The 25,902-nt window shown below is 61.9% G+C and carries 22 protein-coding genes, 1 tRNA gene and 1 pseudogene; 19 read left to right on the forward strand and 5 right to left on the reverse strand.

Annotated elements, in window-relative coordinates; all coding sequences use genetic code 11:
• The first annotated feature begins 31 nt into the window (after window positions 1-31).
• Together RAD16_RS21095 and RAD16_RS21100 are read left to right on the forward strand one after the other, a co-directional pair.
• Complete coding sequence (locus RAD16_RS21095) at window positions 32-247, forward strand: hypothetical protein (protein WP_326902534.1); 216 nt, start codon at window positions 32-34, stop codon at window positions 245-247.
• A gap of 98 nt (window positions 248-345) precedes the next feature.
• On the forward strand, window positions 346-738 hold the full coding sequence (locus RAD16_RS21100; RefSeq protein ID WP_458159813.1) for a RidA family protein: 393 nt from the start codon (window positions 346-348) through the stop codon (window positions 736-738).
• A gap of 186 nt (window positions 739-924) precedes the next feature.
• Here RAD16_RS21100 and RAD16_RS21105 read toward each other — a convergent pair whose 3' ends face one another.
• Window positions 925-1,587, reverse strand: a complete 663-nt coding sequence (locus RAD16_RS21105; protein ID WP_458159814.1) for a TetR/AcrR family transcriptional regulator — start codon at window positions 1,585-1,587, stop codon at window positions 925-927.
• A gap of 214 nt (window positions 1,588-1,801) precedes the next feature.
• Between RAD16_RS21105 and RAD16_RS21110 the strand changes: the two genes are divergently transcribed.
• From RAD16_RS21110 to RAD16_RS21125, 4 genes and pseudogenes are all read left to right on the forward strand, one after another.
• Window positions 1,802-3,037 (forward strand): acyl-CoA dehydrogenase family protein, encoded by a 1,236-nt coding sequence (locus tag RAD16_RS21110; RefSeq protein ID WP_458159815.1) that lies wholly within the window; start codon window positions 1,802-1,804, stop codon window positions 3,035-3,037.
• 148 nt (window positions 3,038-3,185) lie between these two features.
• A complete protein-coding gene (locus RAD16_RS21115; protein ID WP_458159816.1) occupies window positions 3,186-4,244 on the forward strand; it encodes a phosphotransferase family protein in 1,059 nt (352 codons plus the stop codon).
• Window positions 4,245-4,626: 382 nt separating this feature from the next.
• The gene (locus RAD16_RS21120; protein ID WP_458159817.1) at window positions 4,627-4,968 is read left to right on the forward strand and encodes an NIPSNAP family protein; all 342 of its coding nucleotides are present in this window, start codon (window positions 4,627-4,629) and stop codon (window positions 4,966-4,968) included.
• Between the two features lie 21 nt (window positions 4,969-4,989).
• Window positions 4,990-5,611, forward strand: a pseudogene (locus RAD16_RS21125) (LysE family translocator).
• Window positions 5,612-5,743: 132 nt separating this feature from the next.
• Here the strand turns inward: RAD16_RS21125 and argE are convergent.
• Both argE and RAD16_RS21135 read right to left on the reverse strand, forming a co-directional pair.
• A complete protein-coding gene (argE, locus tag RAD16_RS21130) occupies window positions 5,744-6,937 on the reverse strand; it encodes an acetylornithine deacetylase (RefSeq protein WP_458159818.1) in 1,194 nt (397 codons plus the stop codon).
• 968 nt (window positions 6,938-7,905) lie between these two features.
• The gene (locus tag RAD16_RS21135) at window positions 7,906-8,691 is read right to left on the reverse strand and encodes an SDR family NAD(P)-dependent oxidoreductase (protein ID WP_458159819.1); all 786 of its coding nucleotides are present in this window, start codon (window positions 8,689-8,691) and stop codon (window positions 7,906-7,908) included.
• 131 nt (window positions 8,692-8,822) lie between these two features.
• Here RAD16_RS21135 and RAD16_RS21140 point away from each other — a divergent pair, with 131 nt between their 5' ends.
• Both RAD16_RS21140 and RAD16_RS21145 read left to right on the forward strand, forming a co-directional pair.
• Complete coding sequence (locus RAD16_RS21140; protein WP_458159820.1) at window positions 8,823-9,521, forward strand: histidine phosphatase family protein; 699 nt, start codon at window positions 8,823-8,825, stop codon at window positions 9,519-9,521.
• 68 nt (window positions 9,522-9,589) lie between these two features.
• The gene (locus RAD16_RS21145; RefSeq protein ID WP_458159821.1) at window positions 9,590-10,357 is read left to right on the forward strand and encodes an SDR family NAD(P)-dependent oxidoreductase; all 768 of its coding nucleotides are present in this window, start codon (window positions 9,590-9,592) and stop codon (window positions 10,355-10,357) included.
• Between the two features lie 142 nt (window positions 10,358-10,499).
• On the opposite strand, the gene RAD16_RS21150 is transcribed toward RAD16_RS21145, so the two are convergent.
• On the reverse strand, window positions 10,500-11,732 hold the full coding sequence (locus RAD16_RS21150) for a serine hydrolase domain-containing protein (RefSeq protein ID WP_458159822.1): 1,233 nt from the start codon (window positions 11,730-11,732) through the stop codon (window positions 10,500-10,502).
• Between the two features lie 146 nt (window positions 11,733-11,878).
• Between RAD16_RS21150 and RAD16_RS21155 the strand changes: the two genes are divergently transcribed.
• Window positions 11,879-11,954 (forward strand) — tRNA-Trp (locus RAD16_RS21155).
• A gap of 462 nt (window positions 11,955-12,416) precedes the next feature.
• A complete protein-coding gene (locus RAD16_RS21160) occupies window positions 12,417-13,289 on the forward strand; it encodes a hypothetical protein (protein WP_458159823.1) in 873 nt (290 codons plus the stop codon).
• Window positions 13,290-13,351: 62 nt separating this feature from the next.
• Here RAD16_RS21160 and RAD16_RS21165 read toward each other — a convergent pair whose 3' ends face one another.
• Window positions 13,352-15,067, reverse strand: a complete 1,716-nt coding sequence (locus RAD16_RS21165; RefSeq protein ID WP_458159824.1) for an AIPR family protein — start codon at window positions 15,065-15,067, stop codon at window positions 13,352-13,354.
• Window positions 15,068-15,744: 677 nt separating this feature from the next.
• Here RAD16_RS21165 and RAD16_RS21170 point away from each other — a divergent pair.
• The 9 genes from RAD16_RS21170 to rpoB all read left to right on the forward strand — a co-directional run bounded on the left by RAD16_RS21170 (window position 15,745) and on the right by rpoB (window position 25,844).
• The gene (locus RAD16_RS21170; protein ID WP_458159825.1) at window positions 15,745-16,203 is read left to right on the forward strand and encodes a hypothetical protein; all 459 of its coding nucleotides are present in this window, start codon (window positions 15,745-15,747) and stop codon (window positions 16,201-16,203) included.
• Between the two features lie 450 nt (window positions 16,204-16,653).
• Window positions 16,654-16,845, forward strand: coding sequence for a preprotein translocase subunit SecE (gene secE, locus RAD16_RS21175; protein ID WP_027564420.1), 192 nt, complete (start codon window positions 16,654-16,656; stop codon window positions 16,843-16,845).
• On the forward strand, window positions 16,845-17,399 hold the full coding sequence (gene nusG / locus RAD16_RS21180; RefSeq protein WP_007602985.1) for a transcription termination/antitermination protein NusG: 555 nt from the start codon (window positions 16,845-16,847) through the stop codon (window positions 17,397-17,399). Before secE ends, nusG begins: the two co-directional genes overlap by 1 nt.
• A 133-nt stretch (window positions 17,400-17,532) precedes the next feature.
• Window positions 17,533-17,961 (forward strand): 50S ribosomal protein L11, encoded by a 429-nt coding sequence (gene rplK, locus RAD16_RS21185; protein WP_008136439.1) that lies wholly within the window; start codon window positions 17,533-17,535, stop codon window positions 17,959-17,961.
• Window positions 17,962-17,967: 6 nt separating this feature from the next.
• A complete protein-coding gene (gene rplA / locus RAD16_RS21190) occupies window positions 17,968-18,660 on the forward strand; it encodes a 50S ribosomal protein L1 (RefSeq protein ID WP_326900376.1) in 693 nt (230 codons plus the stop codon).
• Between the two features lie 90 nt (window positions 18,661-18,750).
• Complete coding sequence (locus RAD16_RS21195; protein ID WP_458159826.1) at window positions 18,751-19,704, forward strand: 2-hydroxyacid dehydrogenase; 954 nt, start codon at window positions 18,751-18,753, stop codon at window positions 19,702-19,704.
• Window positions 19,705-20,291: 587 nt separating this feature from the next.
• Window positions 20,292-20,810 (forward strand): 50S ribosomal protein L10, encoded by a 519-nt coding sequence (gene rplJ / locus RAD16_RS21200; protein WP_458159890.1) that lies wholly within the window; start codon window positions 20,292-20,294, stop codon window positions 20,808-20,810.
• Window positions 20,811-20,864: 54 nt separating this feature from the next.
• Window positions 20,865-21,242: a 50S ribosomal protein L7/L12 gene (gene rplL, locus RAD16_RS21205; protein ID WP_061026886.1), complete on the forward strand. Its 378-nt coding sequence runs from the start codon at window positions 20,865-20,867 to the stop codon at window positions 21,240-21,242.
• Between the two features lie 483 nt (window positions 21,243-21,725).
• Window positions 21,726-25,844, forward strand: a complete 4,119-nt coding sequence (rpoB, locus tag RAD16_RS21210) for a DNA-directed RNA polymerase subunit beta (protein ID WP_458159827.1) — start codon at window positions 21,726-21,728, stop codon at window positions 25,842-25,844.
• Window positions 25,845-25,902 lie beyond the last annotated feature (58 nt).

Here is a 25,902-nt window from a genome sequence, read left to right on the forward strand (position 1 = left end):
ATCTCTCCTACTAGTGCGGGAGGGAACTGCAATGTCCTACACGATCGGGTTTCAGGCGAAGGACCAGAAGGCCATTCTGGCGACCGAGGCTCCGACGGCCAACCAGGCCGTCGCCATCATTGCCGCACTGCGGCAGAGCGCCGACGAAATCAAGTTCATCCGCTCGCCGCAGGAAGGCGAGATGGGGATCGAGATGCTGCTGCTGCTCGCCAAGGAAGAGGCCGAGGAGATGCCGCAGCGGGGCTAATCCCGTGAGGCGATCATACTTCGATCAGAAGCGAAACATGCTGGCTGCAATATAATGTAGTCAGCAGGCAGTCTCGCTCGAACCGAAGGTGGCCGCCCATGAAACGCGAAGCGCTCCGCGTCGAACCGATCTCGACGTTCCTCGATCGCTGGAAGGCGCCGACATCGCCGGTCACGCGCGCCGGCAACATGATCTTCGTCGCCGGCCTGCCGCCGTTCGACCCGGAGACGGGCGAGCTCGCGGAGATGCCGATCGAGCGGCAGAGCGAGATTATCATGGAGCAGATGAAGCTGTGCCTCGAGGCGGCCGGCGCCTCGCTCGACAACGTCATGAAGTGCAACGTCTACTGCACCTCGACCAAACACTTCGCCGCGTTCAACGCGGTCTATGCGCGCTATTTCCCGAGCGATCCGCCGGCGCGGATCTTCGTCTGCACGCCGGAATGGTTCGGCCCCTTCGACGTCGAGATCGACTGCATCGCGATGATGTGAGGGGCTGTGGCGGCTTCACCTCGCCCCGCTTGCGGGGAGAGGTCGGATTGCATCGAAGATGCAATCCGGGTGAGGGGGTACAGCTATCTCGACACTCGCACGCGCAGAGAGAAGCCCCTCACCCCAACCCTCTCCCCGTAAGAACGGGGCGAGGGAGCGCAGCGTCTGTGTGGCGACGGCCTTGTGCTAGCGTGCAGCAACCTTCGACGGCGCCTTCGCCTCCGTCCGTCCCGCCGTCAGCGCCATCGTCGCGACGCTGACGACGCGATCGACCACGTCCTCGACGTCGTCGAGATCGCATTTGCCTTCCGACAGTTTTGTCAGGCGCTCGCTTTCGCGGATGGTGTGGTGCGCCATGGCGAGCGCGAAGTTGAGGCCCCAATAGATGTCGACGTCGCTGCGGTCGGGCAGGGAGCGGCGCATTGCGCCGGCGAATTTCCGTAAGTGGTCGATCTCGCGGTTCTTGATGCGGCGGATCGGCGGCACGGATTCGATCGAGGCGCGGATCATGAAGCGCGCTGCGGTGGAGCGCTGGTTCTCAGGACCTAAGCAGCCGCGCAGCGTCGGCCCGACGAGGGCGCGCAAGATCACCTCGATCGGCGCACGGCCACCGCCTGCTTCCTCCGCCGCCTTCAGTTCGCGCAGACGTTCGCGATTGGTCGCGATCGAGCGGGTGACAAATAATTCCGCGATCAGCTCGTCCTTCGAGCCGAAATGATAGTTCACCGCGGCCAGATTGACATTGGCCTCCGCGACGATGTCGCGCAGCGTCACGTCGCCAAAGCCGCGATCGGCGTAGAGCCGTTCGGCGGCGGCGAGAATGGCAGACCTCGTATGATCGCTGGCCATGGATTGCCCTGGGGAGAGGGGAGTTGCAATTCAAACAGTTGTATGAAACTATCGTTTGAAGGCCGGGAAAAGTCAATCCGCAATCGGGACTCGTTCGCAACTGGCGAAGAGGTTCCGGAGCGCTTCGCAAGCCGCACTCGCGCTTGCGGGCCGCGCGCGGCGGGAGGACGATCCGGCGCAAAACGATCAGCGAGAGAGAAACGAGGAGCGTCCCATGGATTTCGATCTGTCCCCCAAGCAGAAGGAATGGCTCGACCGCGTGCGGTCCTTCATGGCCAAGCATGTGCGTCCGGCGGTGCCCATCTATGACGAGCAGGATCGCACCGGCGAGCGCTGGAAGGTCATCCCGGTGCTCGAGGACCTCAAGAAGAAGGCGAAGGCCGAAGGCCTCTGGAACATGTTCATGCCGCCGTCCGAGCACGAGGACGATGAATTCCGCGGCGCGGGATTGACCAATCTCGAATACGCGCTGCTGTCGGAAGAGATGGGCCGCATCAGCTGGGCCTCGGAAGTGTTCAACTGCTCCGCGCCCGACACCGGCAACATGGAGGTGTTCATCCGCTACGGCTCCAGGGAGCAGAAGCGCAAATGGCTGCGTCCGCTGATGGACGGCGAGATCCGCTCGGCATTTCTGATGACGGAACCGGCGGTGGCCTCGTCCGACGCCACCAACATCGAGACCCGCATCGAGCGCGACGGCGATCACTACGTCATCAACGGCCGCAAATGGTGGTCGTCCGGCGTCGGCGATCCCCGCTGCAAGATCGCGATCCTGATGGGCAAGACCGATTTCAAGGCGGCCAAGCACCAGCAGCAGTCGCAGATCCTGGTTCCGCTCGACACGCCAGGCATCAAGGTCGAGAAGATGCTGCCGGTGTTCGGCTTTGACGATGCGCCGCACGGCCACGCCCAGGTGCTGCTCGAGAACGTGCGTGTGCCGAAGGAGAACATCCTGCTCGGCGAAGGCCGCGGCTTCGAGATCGCGCAGGGCCGCCTTGGACCGGGCCGTATTCATCACTGCATGCGCACCATCGGCAAGGCCGAGGAGGCGCTGGAGAAGATGGTGAAGCGGCTCACCTCGCGCACCGCCTTCGGCAAGAAGATCGTCGAGCACTCTGTGTGGGAGCAGCGCATCGGCGAGGCCCGCACCAACATCGAGATGACGCGTCTTCTCTGCCTCAAGGCCGCCGACATGATGGACAAGGTCGGCAACAAGACCGCGCAGGCCGAGATCGCCATGATCAAGGTCGCGGCGCCCAACATGGCGCTGAAGATCATCGACGAGGCGATCCAGTCCTTTGGCGGCGCCGGTGTCTCCGATGACGCAGGCCTTGCCAAGGACTATGCCCACATCCGTACCCTCCGTCTCGCCGACGGTCCGGACGAGGTGCACAATCGCGCCATTGCAAGGCTCGAAGTTCGGAAGTATGCAAACTCTCCCAGTCATTGATAGGGAGGGTCGCACGACGCTCCCGATTTGAAGAAACGACAGGGCGTGGTCCCATTCGGAATGACCGCTTGACGCAAGTGCGTCAGCGGTTACCGATTAGGATCATGCTCGACCTGCACAAGGTCAGGACTGAAGAGGGAGCGTCACCGTGGCTGACGGCGTCAGGAAAGACGAAGAGTTCTCGGGCACCAAGCCGGTCGAGGAGCGTCATCGCTTCGACGAGCTGCGCCTCGAGGCGTGGATGCGCGACAATGTCGAAGGCTATGAGGGCCCACTGGTCGTGCTCCAGTTCAAGGGCGGCCAATCCAATCCGACCTACAGGCTCAACACGCCGAAGCGCTCCTATGTGATGCGCAGAAAGCCGTTCGGCAAATTGCTGCCGTCGGCGCATGCGGTCGATCGCGAATACCGCGTCATCGCGGCCCTTGGAAAACAGGGCTTTCCGGTCGCGCGCGCCTATGCGCTGTGCCAGGACGACAGCATCATCGGTGCTGCTTTCTACATCATGTCGATGGAAGAGGGCCGGGTGTTCTGGGATCCGACGCTGCCGAGCCAGGACAACGACGCGCGCCGCAAAATCTTCACCAGCAAGATCGAGACGCTGGCCAAACTCCACATGTACGATCCGGTCGCAATCGGCCTCGGCGATTTCGGCAAGCCCGGCAATTATTTCGCGCGGCAGATCGATCGCTGGACCAAGCAGTACCGCGCGTCCGAGACGCAGCACATTCCCGAGTTCGAGAAGGTCGCCGAATGGCTGCCGAAGACCGTGCCGGAACAGGCGCGCGTCTCGATCGTTCACGGCGACTATCGCCTCGACAACATGATTTTCCACGCGACGGAACCGCGCGTGCAGGCCGTGCTCGACTGGGAGCTGTCGACGCTCGGCGACCCCATGGCCGACTTCACCTATCTGTTGATGCAGTGGATCATGCCGGGGCTCGATGGCGTCGACCTCAAGGCGCTCAACATCCCGAGCGTCGAGGAAGCCGCGCAGATCTATTGCAACGTCACCAAGATGACGGTGCCCGATCTCAACTGGTACTTCGCCTACAATCTGTTCCGCCTCGCCGGCATCACCCAAGGCATCGCCGGCCGCGTCCGCGACGGCACCGCCGCGAATGCAAAAGCGCTGGAGTCCGCCAAGCGCACCGTGCCGCTGTCGAAAGCATCATGGGAATACGCGCAGAAGGCGGGCGCGGTGTAGGAACGTAGCTTCGTAGCCCGGGTGAGCGCAGCGATACCCGGGACGGCGGCCCCGCATGTCGCTACGCTCATGCGGGCTACGGGACTTCACCACACGCGCCGTCATTGCCCGCGAAAGCGGGCAATCCAGTATTCCAGAGACGCCAGTGCTTGAATCGAGAAGCCGCGGCGTACTGGGCTGCCCCGGTCAAGCCGGGGCATGACAGCGGTGATGAGGTGAGCTCGCACCATCGTCATTGCGAGCGAAGCGAAGCAATCCAGAGAGTCTCCGCGGCGTCAGTCTGGATTGCTTCGTCGCTTCGCTCCTCGCAATGACGAGGAAGAGCGCGTGTGGCTTGTCCGGCCACCAAGCTTGACCATATCTCCTTTGCAAGGAGACGGTCATGATCCAGCAACTGCGCATCTACGAAATCTTCGAGACAAACAAGGCCGCATTCCACGCCCGGTTTCGCGACCACGCCGCGCGCATCATGCAGGCCAAATACGGCTTTGAAATCGTGGCGATGTGGGAGACGAAATTCGGCGATCGGACCGAGTTCGCCTATCTGCTGCAGTGGCCAGATGAAGCGGCGAAGACGTCCGCGTGGGCTGCCTTCATGGCGGACGCCGAGTGGAGCGAGATCAAGCGTGTGACCCATGCCGAGCACGGCCTGATGGTCGGCCAGATCGAGGACCGCCTGCTTGTGCCGGTCGACTATTCACCGTCGCTCAGCCCGTCACACTAATTCGCCCTCGGGACCACGCACATGACCGATCACACGACTCTCATCACCTACATCCTTCGTGCTCGGTTTCGTTTTCATTCCGGGCCCGGCAACGCTGCTCACCATGGCGCGGGCGGCGAGTTCGGGAACGCGAGTCGGCATCGCGACCGGGGCGGGGATCGCGGCCGGCGACGTGATCCACACCAGCATGGCGATCGTCGGCTTGTCGGCGATCATCGTCACGTCGGCGCTGTTGTTCAGCGTCGTCAAATATGCGGGCGCAGCGTTCCTGATCTACCTCGGCATTCGCGCCATGCTCGACAAGGCGCCGATCGAGTTGAACGGCGCGCCGGCGATCAGCGCTGGCCGCGCCTTCCGGCAAGCCGTGCTGACCGAGGTGCTCAACCCCAAGACGGCGCTGTTTTTCCTGGCGTTCCTGCCTCAGTTTGTCCGGCCGGAGCACGGCTCGACGGCACTTCAGCTCGCCACTCTCGGTGCTGTCTTCGTGCTGCTCGGACTCGTCAGTACGGTCGTATTCGCAGTCGGCGCCGGCCGTCTCGGCAATCTGCTGCGCCGCCATCCCGCTGTGGTGAAGTGGCAGGGGAAGGTGGTCGGGACCATCTACTGTGCCGTCGGCGTGCGACTCGCGTTGCAGGAGAGGTGAGGCGCAGCCCGCTCGCCCGGATGCCAGCTCTCGTAGGGTGGGCAAAAGCGCGTAGCGCTGTGCCCACCATGTTCGTTCGGCGATCGCGGTGAAAATGGTGGGCACGCTTTCGCTTTGCCCACCCTACGGCGCCTACGACGCCGCCTTGGCGCAATACGCGATCAGCTTCTCCACGAAGCCCGCGCATTTCTCCAGCTCCGCCATCTCCACGAACTCGTCCGGCGTGTGCGCCTGCGCGATCGAGCCCGGGCCGATCACCACCGAGGGGATATCGGCCATGCTGGCGAACAGGCTGGCTTCGGTGCCGAAGGCGACCTTGGCGTGCTCGTTGCGGCCGGCGAGGCTCTTGGCGAGCGTGACGATCGCGTCATCGGCTTTCGTGTCGAGCGCGGGGTAGTCGAGGATCTCCTCGAAATCGATGCCGCATTCGGGATGTCTCGCCTTCATCGCGGGCTCGAGCTCGGCTTTCGCCCAGGCGACGATCGCATCCGTCACCTCCCTGGACTCCGTGATGCCGATGCCGCGGCATTCGAAATCCACTGTGCAGGTGTCGGGCACGATGTTCAGCGCGGCGCCGCCATGCACGATGCTGGTGAGCAGCGTCGAATGCGGCACGTCGTAGAGGCTGTTGCGTTCGGCCTGGCCTGCGAGCTTCACCGCGCGGCGGCGGATCTCGATGATCAACTCGGCGGCATATTCGATCGCGTTGACGCCGTCGGGCGCGATCGAGGAGTGGCGGGCGAGGCCCTGGAACGTCGCGCGCACGCCGTGCTTGCCCTTGTGGCCGATGATGACCTTCATCTCGGTCGGCTCGCCGATGAAGGCGCCGAGCGGTTTGATCCGTTTCTTCGCGACCTCGTGCAGCATCGGGCGTACGCCGACGCAGCCGATCTCCTCGTCATAGGAGATCGCGAGATGGATCGGCGTGGTCAGCTTCGCCTCCAGCATCTCCGGCACCATGGCGAGGCACACGGCGACAAAGCCCTTCATGTCGGTGGTGCCGCGGCCATACAGCTTGCCGTCGCGCTCGACCAGCTTGAACGGATCGTGGCTCCAGTCCTGGCCGACGACAGGCACGACGTCGGTGTGGCCCGACAGCACGAGGCCCGGCCGGTCTTCCGGCCCGATCGTGACCCACAGCGAGGCCTTCTGCCCTGTTACGTCGACGATGCGCTCTCCTTTGACGCCGAGGAAAGCGAGATAGCTCTCGATGTGGGTGATCAGGGGCAGGTTGGTGCGATCGCTGATCGTGTCGAAGCCGACGAGGTCGGCGAGGAGGTGGCGGATGCGATCGGGTCTGGAACTCGGGAAGATCGGGTTTGGCATTGTCTTTTCTGTCGGAGATTGCAGAGGCTGAGGTTGCTTGCACGAACCATACCAACGCGGGGGCAGGTGGCGCAAATCAACACAGGCCCGTAGCCCGGGTGAGCGAAGCGACACCCGGGACCGCTCGTACCGCGAATCCCGGATGTCGCTTCGCTCATCCGGGCTACGAGACCTTGCGTTGCCCGACGGGCAAAACACCCCATCCATTGGTCGAGGCTGCCCGCCAAAAATATTCCACTTTACCGAAATTCGGAAACGGCGTATGTGTCGCGACAACCCGGCCCAAGGAAGAGGGGCGTATCGCGATCGTCACGAACGCGGGCCGGGCGGCGGTGGACGTGGGCCACATCGGCGCGAAAAAGCTTCGCAGGGCGGGCAACCGTGAGCGAAGACCTCGCGCCAACGACAGATGCGCTCCGCGTACGGCAAAATCGTGTGGTCCTGACGCCCGGGGTCTGTGCGTCAAGCCTTGTGGTGATGCGGGCTGTCCAACCGGATATGCGCATCAGCCATCGGCAAGGCGACGGGGGCAATAGTGCATCGCTCCCCGGGGAGCGCACGACATAAGCCGTTCCAACCATCGCGCAGGGAAGGCCGGGATGCTCCGGCTGCCCTGTTTCCCGCTGTGCATTGTAGCGCAACCTACTTTGGGCATGGCGGTCAATGGGAGCCAGCCGGCTCCCGGCCTTCCCTGCGCCCTCTTTCAATAGGGGGTGAGGCGACGAAGCAAAGCTCGGGCGAGATCAGCCGCGAGGATGCGAAGGTGTGTCCATAGTTGACGATCGAATGCGGATGTTGTCGCGAGCAACAATCTATCACCGTCACCCTGAGGTGCCGGAGCGAAGCGGAGGCCTCGAAGGGCGACGGCCCCGCTGCATCCGGGCCGCTCATCCTTCGAGGCTCCCCACGGGACGCGTTGCGTCCCGTGGCTCGCACCTCAGGATGACGGGGCCTTAGTGAAGGCGCCGCTAAACCGGCTTGCCCGTATACGGCATCGACGCGGTCAGGCCGCCGTCCACCGGGAACGCCTGGCCGTTCACATACGACGCCTCGTCGCTGGCCAAGAACAGTCCCATCGCGGCGAGCTCGTGCGGCTGGCCGGGGCGCTTGAGGGGATTGAGCTGGCCGATCTTGTCCTGGGTGCCGCGCTCCTTGGCGCGGTCGAAGATCGGCTTGGTCATGCCGGTTTCGATCAGGCCGGGGCACACTGCGTTGATGCGCACGCCGGTGCCGGTGAGCGAATACGCCGTGGTCTGCACCAGGCTGATCACGCCGGCCTTGCTTGCGGCATAGGGATGTCCGCTCGCGCCGGCCTTGAGGCCCGCGACCGATGCGGTCAGCACGATCGCGCCGGACTGCTGCTTCACCATGTGCGGCATCGCATGCTTCACCGCGAGGAACGGCCCGATCAGATTGACGCGCAGCACCTCCTGCCACTGTTCCACGGTCTGCTCGCCGAGCGGAACGAGCCCGCCGGAGACGCCGGCATTGGCCCAGATCACGTCGAGCCGTCCGTGCGTCTTCACCGCCTTGTCGATCACGGCGATGACGTCCTTCTCGGAGCCGGCATCGGCGATCATCGCTTCCGCAATGCCGCCGGCCTTCTTCACCTTGTCGACGGTCTCCTTCACCGCCTCGGTGCGGTCGACCGCGATCAGCTTTGCGCCTTCCCTGGTGAACAGCAGCGCGGCCGCACGGCCGATGCCGCTGCCGGCGCCGGTGATGATGACGGATTTGCCTTGCAGACGGCCCATGCGTTTCTCCCTTTGGTTCGTCGCGACGCTTGCCGCGCGACGGAATTTCAAACAGAATTTCAAACGGTAAAGTGTCTTGAGACACGTTCACACCTGACGTACAGCGACATCACACGGGATGGAAGAGGCTCATGACAACCGCAGACAAGCCGAAAGTGGTCACGACACGGTGGTGGTGGGTTCGTCATGCGCCGGTGCGCAATGACGGCGGCAACATCTACGGACAGAGCGATCTCGCCTGTGACACCAGTGATACCTACGTGTTCAACGCTGTTGCCAAGGTGCTGCCACGCAAGGCGGTCTGGTATTCGAGCAATCTGATGCGCACGCATCAAACGGCCGAAGCGATCTGGGATGCGGGCTATCCGCGGCCGGCGTCGATGAAATGGGAGGCGGATCTCGCCGAGCAGAATCTCGGCCGCTGGCAGGGCATGAACCGCGCCGAATTCATCGCCAGCCGTCCCGTCGGCTCGAGCTGGTTCGCCGACATCAACGAGCCCGCGCCCGGCGGCGAGAGTTTCATGGATCTCTACAACCGCACACGCCGTACCGTAGAGCGGATCAACAATGAGGCGGCCGGGCAGGACGTGATCGCGGTCGCGCATGGCGGCACCATCAAGGCGGCGATCGGCCTCGCACTCGACGGCCAGGTGGAGCGGGCGCTGTCGTTCGACATCGACAACGTGTCGATCACGCGGCTCGATTATTTCACAAGCCCCGAGCGCTCGGTCTGGCGGCTGCCGATGGTGAACCAGCAGCCCTGGATCGCCGATGATGCGCACGCGGAGATGCATCAGCCGGCGGGGCCGGAAGTCAAGAAGCTCGCCTAGAGCCACTGTCCGCGCGCGCGGACGCGGCGTAAGGTTCAAGCAATCAAATCATACTCTGGGAGAGAAACATGACCTTGTTCGACATGAAGGGGAAAGTCGCCGTCATCACCGGCTCGACGCGCGGCATCGGGCTTGCGATCGCCGAGCGCATGGCCGAGCACGGCGCCAAGGTCGTGATCTCCTCGCGCAAGGCTGACGTGTGCGAGCAGGTCGCGAAGGACATCAACGACAAGTTCGGCAAGGGCACCGCGGTCGCGGTCGCCGCCAACATCTCGTCGAAGGAAAATCTGCAGAACCTCGTCGACGAAAGCAACCGCGCCTTCGGCAAGATCGACGTGCTGGTCTGCAACGCTGCGTCGAACCCGTATTACGGTCCGCTCGCCGGCATCTCCGACGATCAGTTCCGCAAGATCCTCGACAACAACATCGTCGCCAACAACTGGCTGATCTCGATGGTGGTGCCGCAAATGATCGAGCGCAAGGACGGCTCGGTCATCATCGTCTCCTCGATCGGCGGATTGAAAGGCTCGACCATCCTCGGCGCCTACGCGATCTCGAAGGCCGCCGACATGCAGCTCGCGCGCAACCTCGCCTGCGAGTACGGCAAGCATAACATCCGCGTGAACTGCATCGCGCCCGGCCTGATCAAGACCGACTTCGCCAAAGCGCTGTGGGACAATCCGGATAATTTGAAGGCCTCGACCTCGCGCTCGCCGCTGCTGCGCATCGGCATCCCCGACGAGATCGCGGGCGCCGCGGTGTTCCTGGGCTCGAAGGCCGGCGACTTCATGACCGGCCAGACCATGGTGATCGACGGCGGCGCGACGATTAGTTGACGGTCTCGTGTCCCGGACGCAGTGCGGTGCGTAGTACCGCACTGCTGAGCCGGGACCCAGAAAGCCGAGTGTAAAGCGGAGACATGGGCCCCGGCTCTGCGACGCACCGCTACGCGCTGCGTCGCGTCCGGGGCACGCAAGATCAATCCACCGCCGCGTAAACCAGATCCCGCACCAAGGTCCGCGTAAAATCACGTTGTCCCGGGCCCTGCGTCATGAACACCGTGAACAGATCCTCCTTCGGATCGATCCAGAAGAACGTCCCCGCAATGCCGCTCCAGAAATACTGGCCGACGCTGCCGGGGAAGGGCGCGATGCCGGCCTCGCGGCGCACCGCAAAGCCGAGACCGAAGCCGTGGCCGGGTGACAGCAGCGTGCCGTTGGTCACGACGTCAGGTCCGAGGTGATCGGACGCCATCAGCTCCAGCGTCTTGCGGCCGATGATCCTGTTACTGTCGAGCGTGCCGCCGTTGCGCAGCATCAGCGCGAAGCGGGCATAGTCCATTGTTGTCGAGACCAGACCGCCGCCGCCGGACTCCATGATCGGCTGCTCAAGCATGTTGAAGAGGGCGACCTTGTCACCGGTCCAGGGATCGGCTTCGAACGGCTGGGCGAGCCTGTTGGCATTGGCTTCGCTGGTGGAGAAGCCGGTCTCGGTCATCTGCAGCGGCGCGAGGACGCGCTCGGTGAGGAAGGCGCCGAGCGACTTGCCGCTGACGACCTCGATGATGCGGCCGAGGATGTCGGTGGAGCGGCTGTAGTTGAACTCCTCGCCGGGATGGCAGACCAGCGGGAAGCTCGCCACCAGCGCGGCGTGCTCGGCATTGGTGATCTTGCGGCTGCGGACGCGGGACTCCTGATAGAGCTTGTGCACCGGGCCGTCGCCCTGGTGCTCATAGGTCAGGCCCGAGGTGTGGCGGAGCAGGTCCTGCACCGTCATCGGCCGCTTCGGCGGAACCAGTTCCAGCCTGCCGCCGCTGACGACGCCGACCTTCTGGTCTGCGAACTCCGGGATGAACTTGGCGACGGGATCGCCAAGCACGAGATGGCCGTCTTCGACCAGCGCCATGATCCCGACCGAGACGATCGGCTTGGTCATCGAGAAGATCCGGAAGATCGAATCAAGCGCCATCGCCGGCCCCGCCGGGCCCTGCTTGCCGAGCGCCTCGAACCAGCCGACCTGGCCGCGCCGGGCCACCAGCACGGTCACCCCGGGCACGGTTCCCCTGTCGATCTCGCGCTTGAAGGCGTCCGACATCGCCTGGAGGCGGGGGCGCGACAGGCCCAGCGTTTCGGGCTTGGCTTCGGGGAGGAGCGGGGTTTTCGGCGCGGTCGAGGGGCGGGTGGCGGTGGCGGTCGTCGCTTGGGCAGTCATGGGGCTCCCGATTGTTCTTGATTGTCGGGAAGGGACTGTGGCCCAGAAGCCGTTGCACAAACAAGCGAAGCCAGCGCGCTTCACCCTTGCAATCCGGCCGTCCCCTGTGCTTGAAAGCGCCGTGACCCATGGCGACGCGGGTCCGTAGGAGTGTAGCTCAATTGGTAGAGCACCGGTCTCCAAAACCGGGGGTCGCAGGTTCGAGCCCTGCCACTCCTGCCACCTTGTTTCTTTCCTCATATTTTTCAATTACTTAGTGAAGGTGCGATTCCGGTGCGATTCAGCCTGTTCGTCTTCTGGGTGAATTCACGAGAACTGAAAGCTAGATTTGTCGATTTTGCAGCCTTTTTTCGGGCTGAACGGCGCTTTTTCGACTAACAAGTCTCAGTTCGCGTCGCACGACTCGGACGTGGAAAACGCAGTAGTCCTCGAACCCCGTCGGCACTCATGGACGAGGTCAATTGCAACCCGAAGCGGACATGACTGAACGGCGCACCATCGAATTATCGTGATGGATTAAGGCGGCGCATTCGTCTTGGACGAAAAGGCGAACCGATAAACGCATTCTCCCAACTAGATTAGCTCAGCCTCGCGCTATCAGCCGATGGAAAGCGCAGACTGTAGATATTGCAGTTGCACCCCCTCGTTGACACTATCTCTGAACAAGAGAGGGCGGCGGGGCACATGACAATTTCAATCGCTTGGATTCGAAAATCAGGAATGTCGCGCGAGCTGATTGTGGCGAGCGACAGCAGACTTACGAGCGTTGGCCATGTCGATATCTGTCAAAAGGTTTTTCCTTTGCCGAGGGGCGATGCGTTCTTGGCGTTCTGCGGCGAAACAATTCTCGCATTTCCGTTTTTATTTCAGGTTGAATCCGCCATCGAGGATTTCCATAAGTCGTCCGACCGCAGTCAGGATGTAACAGCTCTCCTCGGCAGGGTGCTGGAGCTATTAAATTTGTATAGAAATGCTTGGCGCGATACTGACGTTGCGGACTTTGAGCAGGGAATAAAAACAACTCGCTTTCTCTTCGGAGGCTGGTCGTGGAGGTTCAAACGCTTCTTCATTTACCCGATCCACTTCAGCAAACACACGCAGCGGTTTCAAACTTTCACTCACTCCAAACAGAAGCGACGACTCAAGCTGCCTGTGGGTGAGACATGCGTCTGTATCGGAAACTATACCGCCGAATTTCGAGAACGGTTGGGCGCAATAATCGCTGAGGGCAAGCTGAAGTCCCTCAACTACGAGCCTCTCGATGTGCTTTGCGGCATGCTGGGCGATGAGAAGTTTACCGACAGACGCCGGGGTGGGCCGTTTTATGGCAGATTTGACAAACTCGGCGCGATAGGCGGTGCCCCTCAAGCGATAAAGATATATGAGCACTCAAACACGAAGCCGATCGCGATACGATGGCGAGTGAACCGCGAGCAACGAGTGACTCTCTTTGGCAGGCCGCTCTTCGACTGGGAACACACGTTCAACCCGATCTACAATCCAGAGGATCGCGATTTTTTTTATCCGTTGGCGACCATCACAGATCGAGGCAACTAGCCGAATGCGGGCACTGTGATCGCTGAAAAGCCGTCCTCATCAGTGGTTTAGAGGTTTCGGACCTAGAACAATCTACCCTGTGTTGGCTCTACGGGAGCATTGTAGTTGACCACCAGCTTCTCACACTTGCTGACATTCTTGCAGAGACTGGCGAGATATTCGTTCTGGTGATTGGCCTCTAAATAGCTAGCGACCCTTTTGAATGTCGGGGCTACAAGCTTCCGACCCGCCTCTATGAGCAGGGACTCTGATGCGGCGTCGTGCAGCAGTGGTTTTATTTCCGACGCTTGAAAGACGAGATGCAAGATCACTCGGTTCATATGAATTGCGACCATATCAGCTCTTGGCGATGGCGACGTTCGCAATTTCAATAACTCTTCATCGACCGCCCGCATGACCTGAACGAGCCGCCATACTCGCGTGCTCGAAAGATTGTCGTGAAATATCTCGGTATATGGCGCGGCATCCGTATCGGCCCAAAGGGCTCCGATCTCTCGCTTCGCCTGAACAGCCAATGCGGCAGACTGAGCGCAGGCTAGGGCTTGAGTCGCCTCAACAATGCTGCAGCCCTCGTTCCCCTTCGGATCAGCTTCTCCCGCCTTGTAGACGTACTTCCGGCGATCAAGTGCAAAGTCGGTGGCAAGTCTGTGTTGCACCGGGTCCATCGCAGCAAACTCTCGATTGCCGACTGCGTTTTGAAGATTTGCGGCCCGAGTTATGCGGCGCACAAACTCCGGTGGGCCTCGTTCAAGGGAGACGATCCTCACTTGAACCCAAATTTGGGGAACATCCGGATCGGTCGTGTCCGGTATCCTCACGCCCGCATTACCAATCGTTCCGACGGTTTGTGCGCCATTTACAATGTTGGCGTTCTCACAGGTAAAAAGCCCGAGCTTGTGCGCCGGTGACCCTGCGAGATTCTTCCCTATCGTGTCGCAGACAATGGTTATGCCGTTGTTGAAGTACCAGAAGCTTTCGGGGTCCGATTTCAGTGTGTCCTGCAGAGCATTGTTCACATCGGAGTTGAACTTGAACAGACGCAAATTCTGACTGAAGAGTGCGTTGCCATGATCGTTCCACCATTTGGCGACCTCGGCAACGTGAACACGTCCATAGAAAGCAAGGAATGGACGGTCGATTTGGCCCCAGTCGTTCAGCGGTATTTGCAGTTTGATTTTGGGCGGCTGAGATTCGGCAGTAATCAACCCGTACACACCAGACTGATCAAAGTGATCAACCCTCGCTATTGGGACCGGGTCGTTCAACTCGGTGATCAGGTCGTCGAGTTTTCGCGTGACGTGGAGGGGGGTCGGCTGGACAGCCGTATGCGCCGTAATCAGCCTCAGTTTGATCGGCCGGTCGGAATACAGAACGGCTCTTACCTCGGCCTCTTTCGCGCGAATCTTTTCATTGAAGCGCTCAAACTTGCCTTGCAACAGATCGCGGATGCCCGCCACAAAAGCAGATGCGCCATCTTGGTCCATCGGCTTGTTGCCATTTTGGCTCCATTTGGATTGAACCAGCAGAAGAGTGTCGGTGTTCTGGTCGAAGCAAATCGCGTCCAACCCACCGTCTCCAAAGCCGTCAGTTACAGCCGTTGAAGCAACCGCTGGCGGAACACTGGCAAAGCTTTTGATACAGAGAGCGGCCAAGGCGCGCGTTAGAAACTGGGTCTGCTTATCTTCTGGCGATCCGCCCCTCACATCTGAAAGGTCGATTAAATTCTGAAACTGGCTTTCAAGAACATGAGTAATGCGAGAAATAGTTAGTTGACTCATCTACTCCTCATCCGTCGGCATTGAGTATCGTATTGGAACCGGCGCTCTCGTGTTGGCACCAAGATAAACCTCATTGTTATACTGGACTGGAACTTCGCGAGATAGTTGTGGAATGGCCTTGTGGTGCGATACTACTCTTAGGCCATGGCGCGTGCCTGTCCCGGACTGTCGCGAGATGGGCAAAAATGTCGGGGCTCGAACCCACCGAAGGTGCGATTCAGGTGTCGAATTCCTCGGGTATTCTTCGGGGTTCGATCTTCAAAAAAGTGAATCGCACCCGTTGATATTGTTGAGAAACCGAAACCCTGCCACTCCTGCCAGCGTCGCTTTATCCCATTGATTTAATGCCGGCATTGTTGGTGCGACAAGCTTCGTTGCGCCATCGCGCGAGATGTTGCGGACAGCCGCTTGGAAGCCCAGCGACCGTGGGCGCCGGGAGCGGAGGGCCGCGAAACCATTCCAGCGCGCGTACGACATGGTCCCGAAACACATGCCTTCAATAATCGCCGGTAGGCGCTGGGGGATTTGATCATGAAGCGGATGCTGTAAGTGCGCCGCTTGCAAGCCTGAAGCGCGGCCGTCGAAAGTTGCCCCGCCGACGTTACCTCGCGGCGGGCTCGAAAGTGTCCATGCCGCCTTCCCGTTCTATTCCCACCACGAATTATTTTGGAGGTTCAATGAAGCTTCGTGTTTGCCTATTCGCACTTGCCTTCTCACTCGCCGCTGTCTGCAATTCTTCGGCAGCACCACTCGCCTACGGCAACTATTACGACGAGTCCGCCACGATGTTTTGCAGTTCCGCTGCGACTTGTCAGCTCGTTTTCGGTCAAACCCCGTCAGACAAGCTCGTCATGATCCGCAATGTGAATTGCGCGATTCGTTCCGGGATTCCCGTGAATTCGGGCTACCTGTTGATCTCGACGACAGTTGGCGGTGCTACAATCTCGCGTTGGTTGCCACTGCCAATCCCGTCTCCCATTGTTGCTGGTAATAGTTACGCCACGAATCTCGAGTCCGGCGGTCGTTTGCTAATAGGTCCGGGGCGATTCCCGACCCTGTCTTTTAATGCCACCGCTGCAACGGATATTTCCCTCATCTGTACCATCAGCGGAGATCTCATCGCCCCAGTTCAGTAGCGATTGATCCTGCCCGTAAACGGTTGACGAGGCCCGGCCCTAACCAGTCCGAGCCTCGTTTTGATTTGGTCGCGCTCGGTGCGGCCCTTGTTGATCATGCCGCCCTGGCGATGTCCCCCTGTCTGCACCAACGGCCGCCACGGACGGGAGCGGGGGAAGCGCGTATGGAGCTCTTCGTCCGGGTCAGATAAACCCTTGATCCTGATCGGCTCTCGCGGGCCTGCCGTGGAGCCGGGCGGGTCGGGGGCCGACCGCTCGCACCTTGACCTTTGGCCCCATCCGCAGTAGATACCCCGCACTCGCAGCCGGCCCGTTAAACGCGGATTTCCGGCGCGGCTTTGAAATCCCCCCGAACAATCGAGCCCGGTTTTCCGGCTCATCCTTCGAGACAGAGGGCTGGGCCACAGGCGGCTGTTCGGATCCCTGAAATCCTTAATGGCGTCTCAAACGATGGCAGTCAGCCCGTTCAAGTTCTTGCAGGAAGTGCGCTCGGAGACCGCCAAGGTCACCTGGCCGACCCGTCGTGAGACCACGATCACCACCATCATGGTGTTCGTGATGGTCGCCGTGGCCTCGGTCTTCTTCTTCGCCGCCGACCAGATCATCCGTTACCTCATCACCTTCCTTTTGGGCATTCACTGATGGCTACAGCAACGGCTCAACTGTCCGACAAGCGCTGGTACATCGTCCACGCCTACTCGAACTTCGAGAAAAAGGTCGCCGAATCGATCCGCGAGCAGGCCAAGCAGCGTGGGCTCGAGGAGCTGTTCGAGCTGGTGCTGGTTCCGACCGAGAAGGTCACAGAAGTGCGCCGCGGCCGCAAGATCGACGCCGAGCGCAAGTTCTTCCCGGGTTACGTGCTGGTGAAGATGAAGCTGACCGACGAGGCGTTTCATCTGATCAAGAACACGCCGAAGGTTACGGGCTTCCTCGGCGCCGAGAACAAGCCGATGCCGATCTCGGAAGCCGAAGCCATGCGCATCCTGCACCAGGTGCAGGAGGGCGTGGAACGGCCGAAGGCGTCGGTGTCGTTCGAGATCGGCGAGAACGTGCGCGTGGCCGACGGCCCGTTCGCCTCGTTCTCGGGTGTGGTCGAGGAAATCGACGAGGCGCGCTCGCGCGTGAAGGTCGCAGTGTCGATCTTCGGCCGCGCCACGCCGGTCGAGCTGGAATTCGGTCAGGTCGAGAAGGTCTGACCGGGTAACGCGGGAAGCCGAGAGGCTTCCGGCAAAGAGAGGCCGTGGGAGGGAGAGGGCGGTTGCCAGCCGCATCCGACCCAGACCACGAACCTGAAACCGCCGGCAATCGCCGGCACAACAGGAGTGATACATGGCAAAGAAAGTGACCGGATACCTGAAGCTTCAGGTCCCGGCCGGTGCGGCGAATCCCTCGCCCCCGATCGGTCCCGCGCTCGGTCAGCGCGGTCTCAACATCATGGAGTTCTGCAAGGCGTTCAACGCCCAGACCCAGAAGGAAGAGAAGAACACCCCGATTCCCGTCGTGATCACGATCTACGCCGATCGTTCATTCACCTTCGAGATGAAGACCCCCCCGATGTCCTTCTTCCTCAAGCAGGCTGCCAAGATCCAGTCCGGCTCGAAGGCGCCGGGCCGTGACAAGGCCGGCAAGGTGACCAAGGCGCAAGTGCGCGAGATCGCCGAGAAGAAGATGAAGGATCTCAATTGCGACACCATCGAATCGGCCATGAAGATGGTCGAGGGCTCTGCCCGTTCGATGGGTCTGGAAGTGGCGGGGTAAGCGGTCATGGCAATCGGAAAGCGTTTGAACAAAGCCCGCGAAGGTGTTGACCGCGAAAAGCTTTACCCGCTCGCGGACGCCATCAAGATGGTCAAGGAACGCGCGAAAGCGAAGTTCGACGAGACCATCGAGGTCGCGATCAATCTCGGCGTCGATCCGCGTCACGCCGACCAGATGGTCCGCGGTGTCGTGACCCTGCCGAACGGCACCGGCCGTACGCTGCGCGTCGGTGTGTTCGCCCGTGGCGCCAAGGCTGACGAGGCCAAGGCTGCAGGTGCCGACGTCGTCGGTGCCGAGGACCTGGTCGAGAAGGTGCAGAACGGCTCGATCGATTTCGACCGCTGCATCGCCACTCCCGACATGATGCCGCTGGTCGGCCGTCTCGGTAAGGTGCTGGGCCCGCGCGGCCTGATGCCGAACCCGAAGATCGGCACCGTGACCATGGACGTCACCGGTGCGGTGAAGGGTGCCAAGGGCGGCTCGGTCGAGTTCCGTGTCGAGAAGGCCGGCATCCTGCAGGCCGGCGTCGGCAAGGCCTCGTTCTCCGAGGACAAGCTGGTCGAGAACATCAAGGCTCTGGCTGACGCTGTCACTAAGGCGAAGCCGGCTGGTTCCAAGGGCACCTACATCCAGCGCGTTGCGGTGTCCTCGACGATGGGCCCGGGCGTGAAGGTCGAGCCGGGCACCATTCTCGGCTAAGGTTTGGAAATTGCATGAGGCGAGGGGCGGAATTGGGCAACCGATTCCGCCCCTCGTCGTTTGTGGCGGCGCTTACCGGAAACAAGAACAATGGCTGACAAGGTCCTGATCTATTCGCGCTTTCCCAAGACGATGATGGCGCGCTTCGCCGAGCGGTTCGAGCTGCTCGACACCGGTGGCAAGCCTGCTCATGAGGTGTTTTCGGCGGACGAGCTCGGCGGCATTCGCGCGATGCTGACCGCAGGCGGCTCGCCGCTGGGGGCCGAGGCGATGGACCTGTTTCCAAAGCTCGGCGCCATCGTCTGCTACGGCACCGGCTATGACGGCGTCGACCTCAGGGCCGCCGTCGCCCGCAACATCGCGGTCGGCCACAGCCCAGGCGCCAATGCGGCCTCGGTTGCCGACATCGCGATGACACTGATGCTGGCGACGACCCGCCGGATCCTGGTCGCCGACCAATATGTCCGCAGCGGTGATTGGGCCGCCTCAAAGCAGTCGCCGATGATGCGCCCGCAGGCCGGCATGCCCGGCCGCCGCATCGGCGTCTACGGCATGGGCGAGATCGGCCGCAAGATCGCCGCCCGCTGCGCCGCCTTCGAAAGCGAGGTCGGCTATTTCAGCCGCACCAAATACGATTTGCCCTATCAGTATTTCTCCTCGCTGGAGGCGCTGGCCGACTGGTGCAGCGTGCTGATGATCGCGGTCCGGGCAGGGGCGGACACCCAGCACGTCGTCAGCGCCGATATCCTGAAGCGCCTCGGCGCGGACGGCTATGTCGTCAACATCTCGCGCGGCTCGGTCATCGACGAGAAGGCCCTGGTCGCGGCCTTGACCGACAAGGCCATCGCAGGTGCCGGCCTCGACGTGTTCGAGAAGGAACCGCACACCCCCGACGCGCTGACCGCGCTCCCGAACGTGGTGTTCGCCCCCCATATCGGCGGCCACACGCTCGAATCGCACGTCGCCATGCAGAACTGCGTGCTGGCGAACCTGAGCGCGTTTTTCGAGGGCAAGCCGCTGCCCCATGGGGTCAAATCGGCCTGAATCGGCCCTTATCGGGCGGCCTCAAGCCCCGCCGGCAACGAATTGGAACTGGTGCGAATTTTGCTCTTGGCAAGCCGGCGGAGAGCGGTTAAAGAACCGCTTCCGGACGCGCCGGCCTCGGCTGGCGCGTTCGTGCACGCATTCCGAAAACCCGACACGACAGGAGATCATTCCTTTTCAGGACGTCCGTAAGGATTTGCCGGAAAAGGAAGGAAAATCCGTCGGCCGGTTGGGATGCGGGCAGGGGTCGGGCGGTTCGCCGGCTGACCTTGTCCTGTCCAAGACTGCAGGCGCCTGCGGGGAATTTCGATTTCTCAACGGCTTAATCGCATGGCCTGCATAGACGGGTGAAGACCGGATTTCACTTCGCACCCAGCTCTAAAGGCTGGTTTCGCGAAATTGGTCTGGTTCGGACCTCGACACGCCGTGGGCCCCAAACGGGCTCCCGGAGGGCAGGCTTTGAATTGTCGTCTCGCCCGGCGCGTGTCCGATGGGTTTTGACCCTGAGGTTCAGGTTTTGGGTGGGACGATGGGTGCAACCCGGCGGTCCCGCTTTCGCGATGACCGCCAACCGGAAAGAGCTTGCTGTGGAACGAGCGGCAAAAAAAGACGCGGTCGAACAGCTCAATGGGGTCTTCAAGACCACGAGCGTCGCGATCGTTGCTCAATATTCCGGCCTGACCGTTGCCCAGATGCAGAAGCTGCGCATGCAGATGAAGCAGGCTGGCGCCTCGGTGAAGGTCTCGAAGAACCGTCTCGCCAAAATTGCTCTTGAAGGCACTGACGTCGTTGCCATCGGCCCCATGCTGAAGGGACCGACCGTGATCGCCACTTCGAGCGATCCGGTAGCGGCGCCAAAGGTCGCCGTCGAATTCGCCAAGGCGAACGAAAAGTTCGTCATCATTGGCGGCTCGATGGGAAAGACCGTCCTGAATGTCGACAGCGTGAAGGCGCTTGCCTCGCTGCCGTCGCTTGACGAACTGCGCGGCAAGATCGTCGGCCTCATCGTGGCCCCGGCGACCAAGCTGGCTCAGCTCGCCAACGCGCCCGCGGGCAAGCTCGCGCGCGTCATCCAGGCTCATGCCTCAAAGGGCGAAGCGGCCTGACGCCCTTCGCAAAACTCAAACCCGAACCAGACTTACACCTAAGGAAACTGAACAATGGCTGACTTGCAGAAGATCGTTGACGACCTCTCGAGCCTCACCGTGCTCGAAGCCGCTGAACTCGCGAAGCTCCTCGAAGAGAAGTGGGGCGTTTCGGCTGCCGCGGCTGTCGCCGTGGCCGGCCCGGCTGGCGGTGGCGCTGCCGCTGCTCCGGCGGAAGAGAAGACCGAGTTCACGGTCGTTCTCGCCTCGGCTGGCGACAAGAAGATCGAGGTCATCAAGGAAGTCCGCGCCATCACCGGTCTCGGCCTGAAGGAAGCGAAGGACCTCGTCGAGGGTGCTCCGAAGCCGCTGAAGGAAGGCGTGAACAAGGAAGAAGCCGAGAAGATCAAGGCCCAGATCGAGAAGGCTGGCGCCAAGGTCGAGCTCAAGTAAGCACCGCTTACTGGTACGAGATCCCGGGCGCGCTTCAGGCGGTGCCCGGGATCTTGGTCCCCTCGAGAGGGCGGGCCGGATGCAAAAGGCGTGCGACGGAACCTCCCGACGTAGGCCGAACACGAAAAAGTGTGGGGATTTGAGGGTTTGACCCTCGAATCTGCACTATTGTCGCCCCATATCGGGTCGACAGCACGAAAGCGCGGTGGGCAGGGAGGCCGGATTTCCCTGTAAGCCGTTGGGAGAGCAGGCTATTTCGGGCTTTTGCAGTCCGTGAAGACGATCGTTGTGACGGGCGGGCGCGCCTATGCGCCCCGCGCGTCGTTTTGCGTTTTGAAGGTCTGAAGAACAGATTCAGGACATTCCCGCCTGAGACTGAGCCTCCGGCCCCCAAAGCGGGTTCGAAAAATTCAACCCGGGGAGCGGCGGCAGCCGCGTTCCGGACGGTGCGCCCAGAGCGGGCGACGAAAATGAGAGGCCACGATGGCGCAGCAGACATTCACCGGTCGCAAACGTGTTCGCAAGTTCTTCGGACACATCAAGGAAGTCGCCGAGATGCCGAACCTCATCGAGGTTCAGAAGGCGTCCTATGACCAGTTCCTGATGGTGGATGAGCCCACCGGCGGCCGTCTCGACGAGGGTCTGCAGGCGGTGTTCCGCTCGGTGTTCCCGATCTCCGACTTCTCGGGCACCTCAATGCTGGAATTCGTCCGTTACGAGTTCGAGCAGCCGAAATACGACGTCGACGAGTGCCGCCAGCGCGGCATGACCTTCGCGGCTCCCCTCAAGGTGACGCTGCGCCTCATCGTGTTCGATATCGACGAGGAAACCGGCGCGAAGTCGGTGAAGGACATCAAGGAGCAGGACGTCTACATGGGCGACATCCCGCTCATGACAATGAACGGCACCTTCATCGTCAACGGCACCGAGCGCGTCATCGTCTCGCAGATGCACCGTTCGCCCGGCGTGTTCTTCGACCACGACAAGGGCAAGACTCATTCCTCGGGCAAGCTGCTGTTCGCCGCCCGCGTGATCCCGTATCGCGGCTCCTGGCTCGACATCGAGTTCGACGCCAAAGACATCGTCTATGCGCGTATCGACCGTCGCCGCAAGCTTCCGGTGACGTCGCTGATGTTCGCCCTCGGCCTCGACGGCGAGGCGATCCTGTCCACGTTCTACAAGAAGATCCTCTACAAGCGGACCAAGGAAGGCTGGCGCGTTCCGTTCGATGCCAACCGTTTCCGCGGCTACTCGACCGTCAACGATCTGATCGATGCCGATACCGGCAAGGTCGTGCTCGAGGCCGGCAAGAAGCTCACTGTCCGTGCCGCCCGCCAGCTCCAGGAGAAGGGGCTGAAGGCGCTGCGTCTGTCGGATGAGGAGCTCGTCGGCAACTATCTCGCCGAGGACCTCGTCAACCCGAAGACCGGTGAGATCCACGCCGAAGCCGGTGAGGAAATCACCGACAAGAACATGAAGGCGCTCAACGAGCAGGGCTACAAGGAGCTGCCGCTGCTCGACATCGACCACGTCAATGTCGGCCCCTACATCCGCAACACGCTCTCGGCCGACAAGAACATGACGCGCGAGGACGCGCTGTTCGACATCTACCGCGTGATGCGTCCGGGTGAGCCGCCGACGCTGGATTCGGCGCAGGCCATGTTCCAGTCGCTGTTCTTCGACGCCGAGCGTTACGACCTCTCCGCGGTCGGCCGCGTCAAGATGAACATGCGCCTCGACCTCGATGCGCCCGACACCCAGCGTACGCTGCGCAAGGAAGACATCCTCTCCGTCATCAAGACGCTGGTGGACCTGCGCGACGGCAAGGGCGAGATCGACGACATCGACCATCTCGGCAACCGCCGTGTGCGCTCGGTCGGCGAGCTCATGGAGAACCAGTACCGCATCGGCCTCCTGCGTATGGAGCGCGCGATCAAGGAGCGCATGTCCTCGGTCGACATCGACACGGTCATGCCGCAGGACCTGATCAACGCGAAGCCGGCGGCTGCCGCCGTGCGCGAGTTCTTCGGCTCCTCGCAGCTCTCGCAGTTCATGGACCAGACCAACCCGCTGTCGGAGATCACCCACAAGCGCCGCCTGTCGGCGCTTGGACCGGGCGGTCTGACCCGCGAGCGCGCCGGCTTCGAAGTGCGCGACGTGCATCCGACCCATTACGGCCGTATCTGCCCGATCGAGACGCCGGAAGGTCCGAACATCGGTCTGATCAACTCGCTCGCGACCTTCGCGCGCGTGAACAAGTACGGCTTCGTCGAGACGCCTTATCGCAAGGTGAAGGACGGCCGCGTCACCGACGAGGTCGTGTACCTCTCGGCGATGGAAGAGGGCCGCTACACGGTCGCGCAGGCCAACGTGCCGCTCGATCCGAAGGGCCGCTTCACCGAAGACCTCGTGGTCTGCCGTCACGCCGGCGAAGTCTTGCCGGTGACGCCGGACAAGGTCGACTACATGGACGTGTCGCCGAAGCAGCTCGTTTCGGTCGCCGCGGCGCTGATCCCGTTCCTCGAGAACGACGACGCCAACCGCGCGCTGATGGGCTCGAACATGCAGCGCCAGGCGGTGCCGCTGGTTCGCGCCGAGGCGCCGTTCGTCGGCACCGGCATGGAAGGCGTGGTTGCGCGTGACTCGGGCGCTGCGATTGCGGCGCGCCGTTCGGGCGTGATCGACCAGATCGACGCGACCCGCGTCGTCATTCGCGCCACGGAAGATCTCGATCCGACCAAGTCGGGCGTCGATATCTACCGTCTGATGAAGTACCAGCGCTCCAACCAGTCGACCTGCATCAACCAGCGTCCGCTGGTGAAGGTCGGCGACATCGTCAAGAAGGGCGATATCATCGCCGACGGTCCCTCGACCGATCTCGGCGAACTCGCGCTCGGCCGGAACGTGCTCGTCGCGTTCATGCCCTGGAACGGCTACAACTTCGAAGACTCGATCCTGCTCTCCGAGCGGATCGTGAAGGAAGACGTCTTCACCTCGATCCACATCGAGGAGTTCGAGGTGATGGCCCGCGACACCAAGCTCGGGCCTGAGGAAATCACCCGCGACATTCCGAACGTCTCGGAAGAAGCGCTGAAGAACCTCGACGAAGCCGGTATCGTCTACATCGGCGCGGAAGTGCGCGCCGGCGACATCCTGGTCGGCAAGATCACGCCGAAGGGCGAAAGCCCGATGACGCCGGAAGAAAAGCTCCTGCGCGCCATCTTCGGCGAAAAGGCCTCCGACGTTCGCGACACCTCGCTGCGCGTTCCCCCGGGGGTGCAGGGCACGATCGTGGAAGTCCGCGTGTTCAACCGCCACGGCGTCGACAAGGACGAGCGTGCGCTGGCGATCGAGCGGGAAGAGATCGAGCGTCTGGCCAAGGACCGCGACGACGAGCAGGCGATCCTGGACCGCAACGTCTACAACCGTCTTGCCGAGCTGCTCGAAGGGCGGCAGGGCATTGCCGGTCCGAAGGGCTTCAAGAAGGACACCAAGATCACCCGTGCGGTGCTCGAGGAGTACCCGAAGTCGCAGTGGTGGCTGTTCGCCTCGCCGAACGACAAGCTGATGGCCGAGATCGAGGCCATGCGGAAGCAGTACGACGAGTCGAAGAAGGGGCTTGAGCAGCGCTTCCTCGACAAGGTCGAGAAGCTTCAGCGCGGTGACGAATTGCCGCCCGGCGTGATGAAGATGGTCAAGGTCTTCGTCGCGGTGAAGCGCAAGATCCAGCCCGGCGACAAGATGGCCGGCCGTCACGGCAACAAGGGCGTGGTGTCGAAGATCGTGCCGATCGAGGACATGCCGTTCCTCGAAGACGGTACGCACGCCGACATCGTGCTCAATCCGCTGGGCGTGCCCTCGCGCATGAACGTCGGACAGATCCTCGAGACCCATCTCGGCTGGGCCTGCGCCGGCCTCGGCAAGCGTATCGGCCAGACGGTCGATGCCTATTTGTCGAAGCAGGACATCAAGCCGCTGAAGGAAACCTTGAAGAAGGTCTACGGCGAGGACGAGACCATCAAGACGCTCAACGACAACGAGCTGCTTGAACTCGGTCACAACCTCAGCCGCGGTGTTCCGATCGCGACGCCGGTGTTCGACGGCGCCAAGGAAGCCGACATCGAGGAGATGCTGAAGCTTGCCGGTCTCGACGCTTCGGGTCAGTCGACCGTCTATGACGGCCGCACCGGCGATGCCTTCGATCGCAAGGTGACGGTGGGCTACATCTACATGCTCAAGCTGCACCATCTCGTCGACGACAAGATCCATGCGCGTTCGATCGGTCCGTACTCGCTCGTCACTCAGCAACCGCTGGGCGGCAAGGCGCAGTTCGGCGGCCAGCGCTTCGGCGAAATGGAGGTGTGGGCGCTCGAGGCTTACGGCGCGGCGTACACGCTCCAGGAAATGCTGACGGTGAAGTCGGACGACGTCGCCGGCCGTACCAAGGTGTACGAGGCGATCGTGCGCGGCGACGACACGTTCGAGGCCGGTATTCCGGAATCGTTCAACGTGCTGGTCAAGGAAATGCGCTCGCTCGGCCTCAACGTCGACCTGCACAACTCCAAGGTGGGACCGGCGCCGACGTCGGAAGCCGCCGAGTAATACGACCTTTCATGCCCGGCCCTCTCACGGCCGGGCATTGGCGCCCTTCCCGAGGCCT

The sequence above is a fragment of the Bradyrhizobium sp. 18BD genome, from assembly GCF_054185225.1.

Bases quoted from the DNA above. Each gene is read 5' to 3' on its own strand.
- RAD16_RS21095 (WP_326902534.1), top strand. From the start codon at position 32: ATGTCCTACACGATCGGGTTTCAGGCGAAGGACCAGAAGGCCATTCTG.
- RAD16_RS21100 (WP_458159813.1), top strand. From the start codon at position 346: ATGAAACGCGAAGCGCTCCGCGTCGAACCGATCTCGACGTTCCTCGAT.
- RAD16_RS21105 (WP_458159814.1), bottom strand. From the start codon at position 1,587: ATGGCCAGCGATCATACGAGGTCTGCCATTCTCGCCGCCGCCGAACGG.
- RAD16_RS21110 (WP_458159815.1), top strand. From the start codon at position 1,802: ATGGATTTCGATCTGTCCCCCAAGCAGAAGGAATGGCTCGACCGCGTG.
- RAD16_RS21120 (WP_458159817.1), top strand. From the start codon at position 4,627: ATGATCCAGCAACTGCGCATCTACGAAATCTTCGAGACAAACAAGGCC.
- argE (WP_458159818.1), bottom strand. From the start codon at position 6,937: ATGCCAAACCCGATCTTCCCGAGTTCCAGACCCGATCGCATCCGCCAC.
- RAD16_RS21135 (WP_458159819.1), bottom strand. From the start codon at position 8,691: ATGGGCCGTCTGCAAGGCAAATCCGTCATCATCACCGGCGCCGGCAGC.
- RAD16_RS21140 (WP_458159820.1), top strand. From the start codon at position 8,823: ATGACAACCGCAGACAAGCCGAAAGTGGTCACGACACGGTGGTGGTGG.
- RAD16_RS21145 (WP_458159821.1), top strand. From the start codon at position 9,590: ATGACCTTGTTCGACATGAAGGGGAAAGTCGCCGTCATCACCGGCTCG.
- RAD16_RS21150 (WP_458159822.1), bottom strand. From the start codon at position 11,732: ATGACTGCCCAAGCGACGACCGCCACCGCCACCCGCCCCTCGACCGCG.
- RAD16_RS21160 (WP_458159823.1), top strand. From the start codon at position 12,417: ATGACAATTTCAATCGCTTGGATTCGAAAATCAGGAATGTCGCGCGAG.
- RAD16_RS21165 (WP_458159824.1), bottom strand. From the start codon at position 15,067: ATGAGTCAACTAACTATTTCTCGCATTACTCATGTTCTTGAAAGCCAG.
- RAD16_RS21170 (WP_458159825.1), top strand. From the start codon at position 15,745: ATGAAGCTTCGTGTTTGCCTATTCGCACTTGCCTTCTCACTCGCCGCT.
- secE (WP_027564420.1), top strand. From the start codon at position 16,654: ATGGCAGTCAGCCCGTTCAAGTTCTTGCAGGAAGTGCGCTCGGAGACC.
- nusG (WP_007602985.1), top strand. From the start codon at position 16,845: ATGGCTACAGCAACGGCTCAACTGTCCGACAAGCGCTGGTACATCGTC.
- rplK (WP_008136439.1), top strand. From the start codon at position 17,533: ATGGCAAAGAAAGTGACCGGATACCTGAAGCTTCAGGTCCCGGCCGGT.
- rplA (WP_326900376.1), top strand. From the start codon at position 17,968: ATGGCAATCGGAAAGCGTTTGAACAAAGCCCGCGAAGGTGTTGACCGC.
- RAD16_RS21195 (WP_458159826.1), top strand. From the start codon at position 18,751: ATGGCTGACAAGGTCCTGATCTATTCGCGCTTTCCCAAGACGATGATG.
- rplL (WP_061026886.1), top strand. From the start codon at position 20,865: ATGGCTGACTTGCAGAAGATCGTTGACGACCTCTCGAGCCTCACCGTG.
- rpoB (WP_458159827.1), top strand. From the start codon at position 21,726: ATGGCGCAGCAGACATTCACCGGTCGCAAACGTGTTCGCAAGTTCTTC.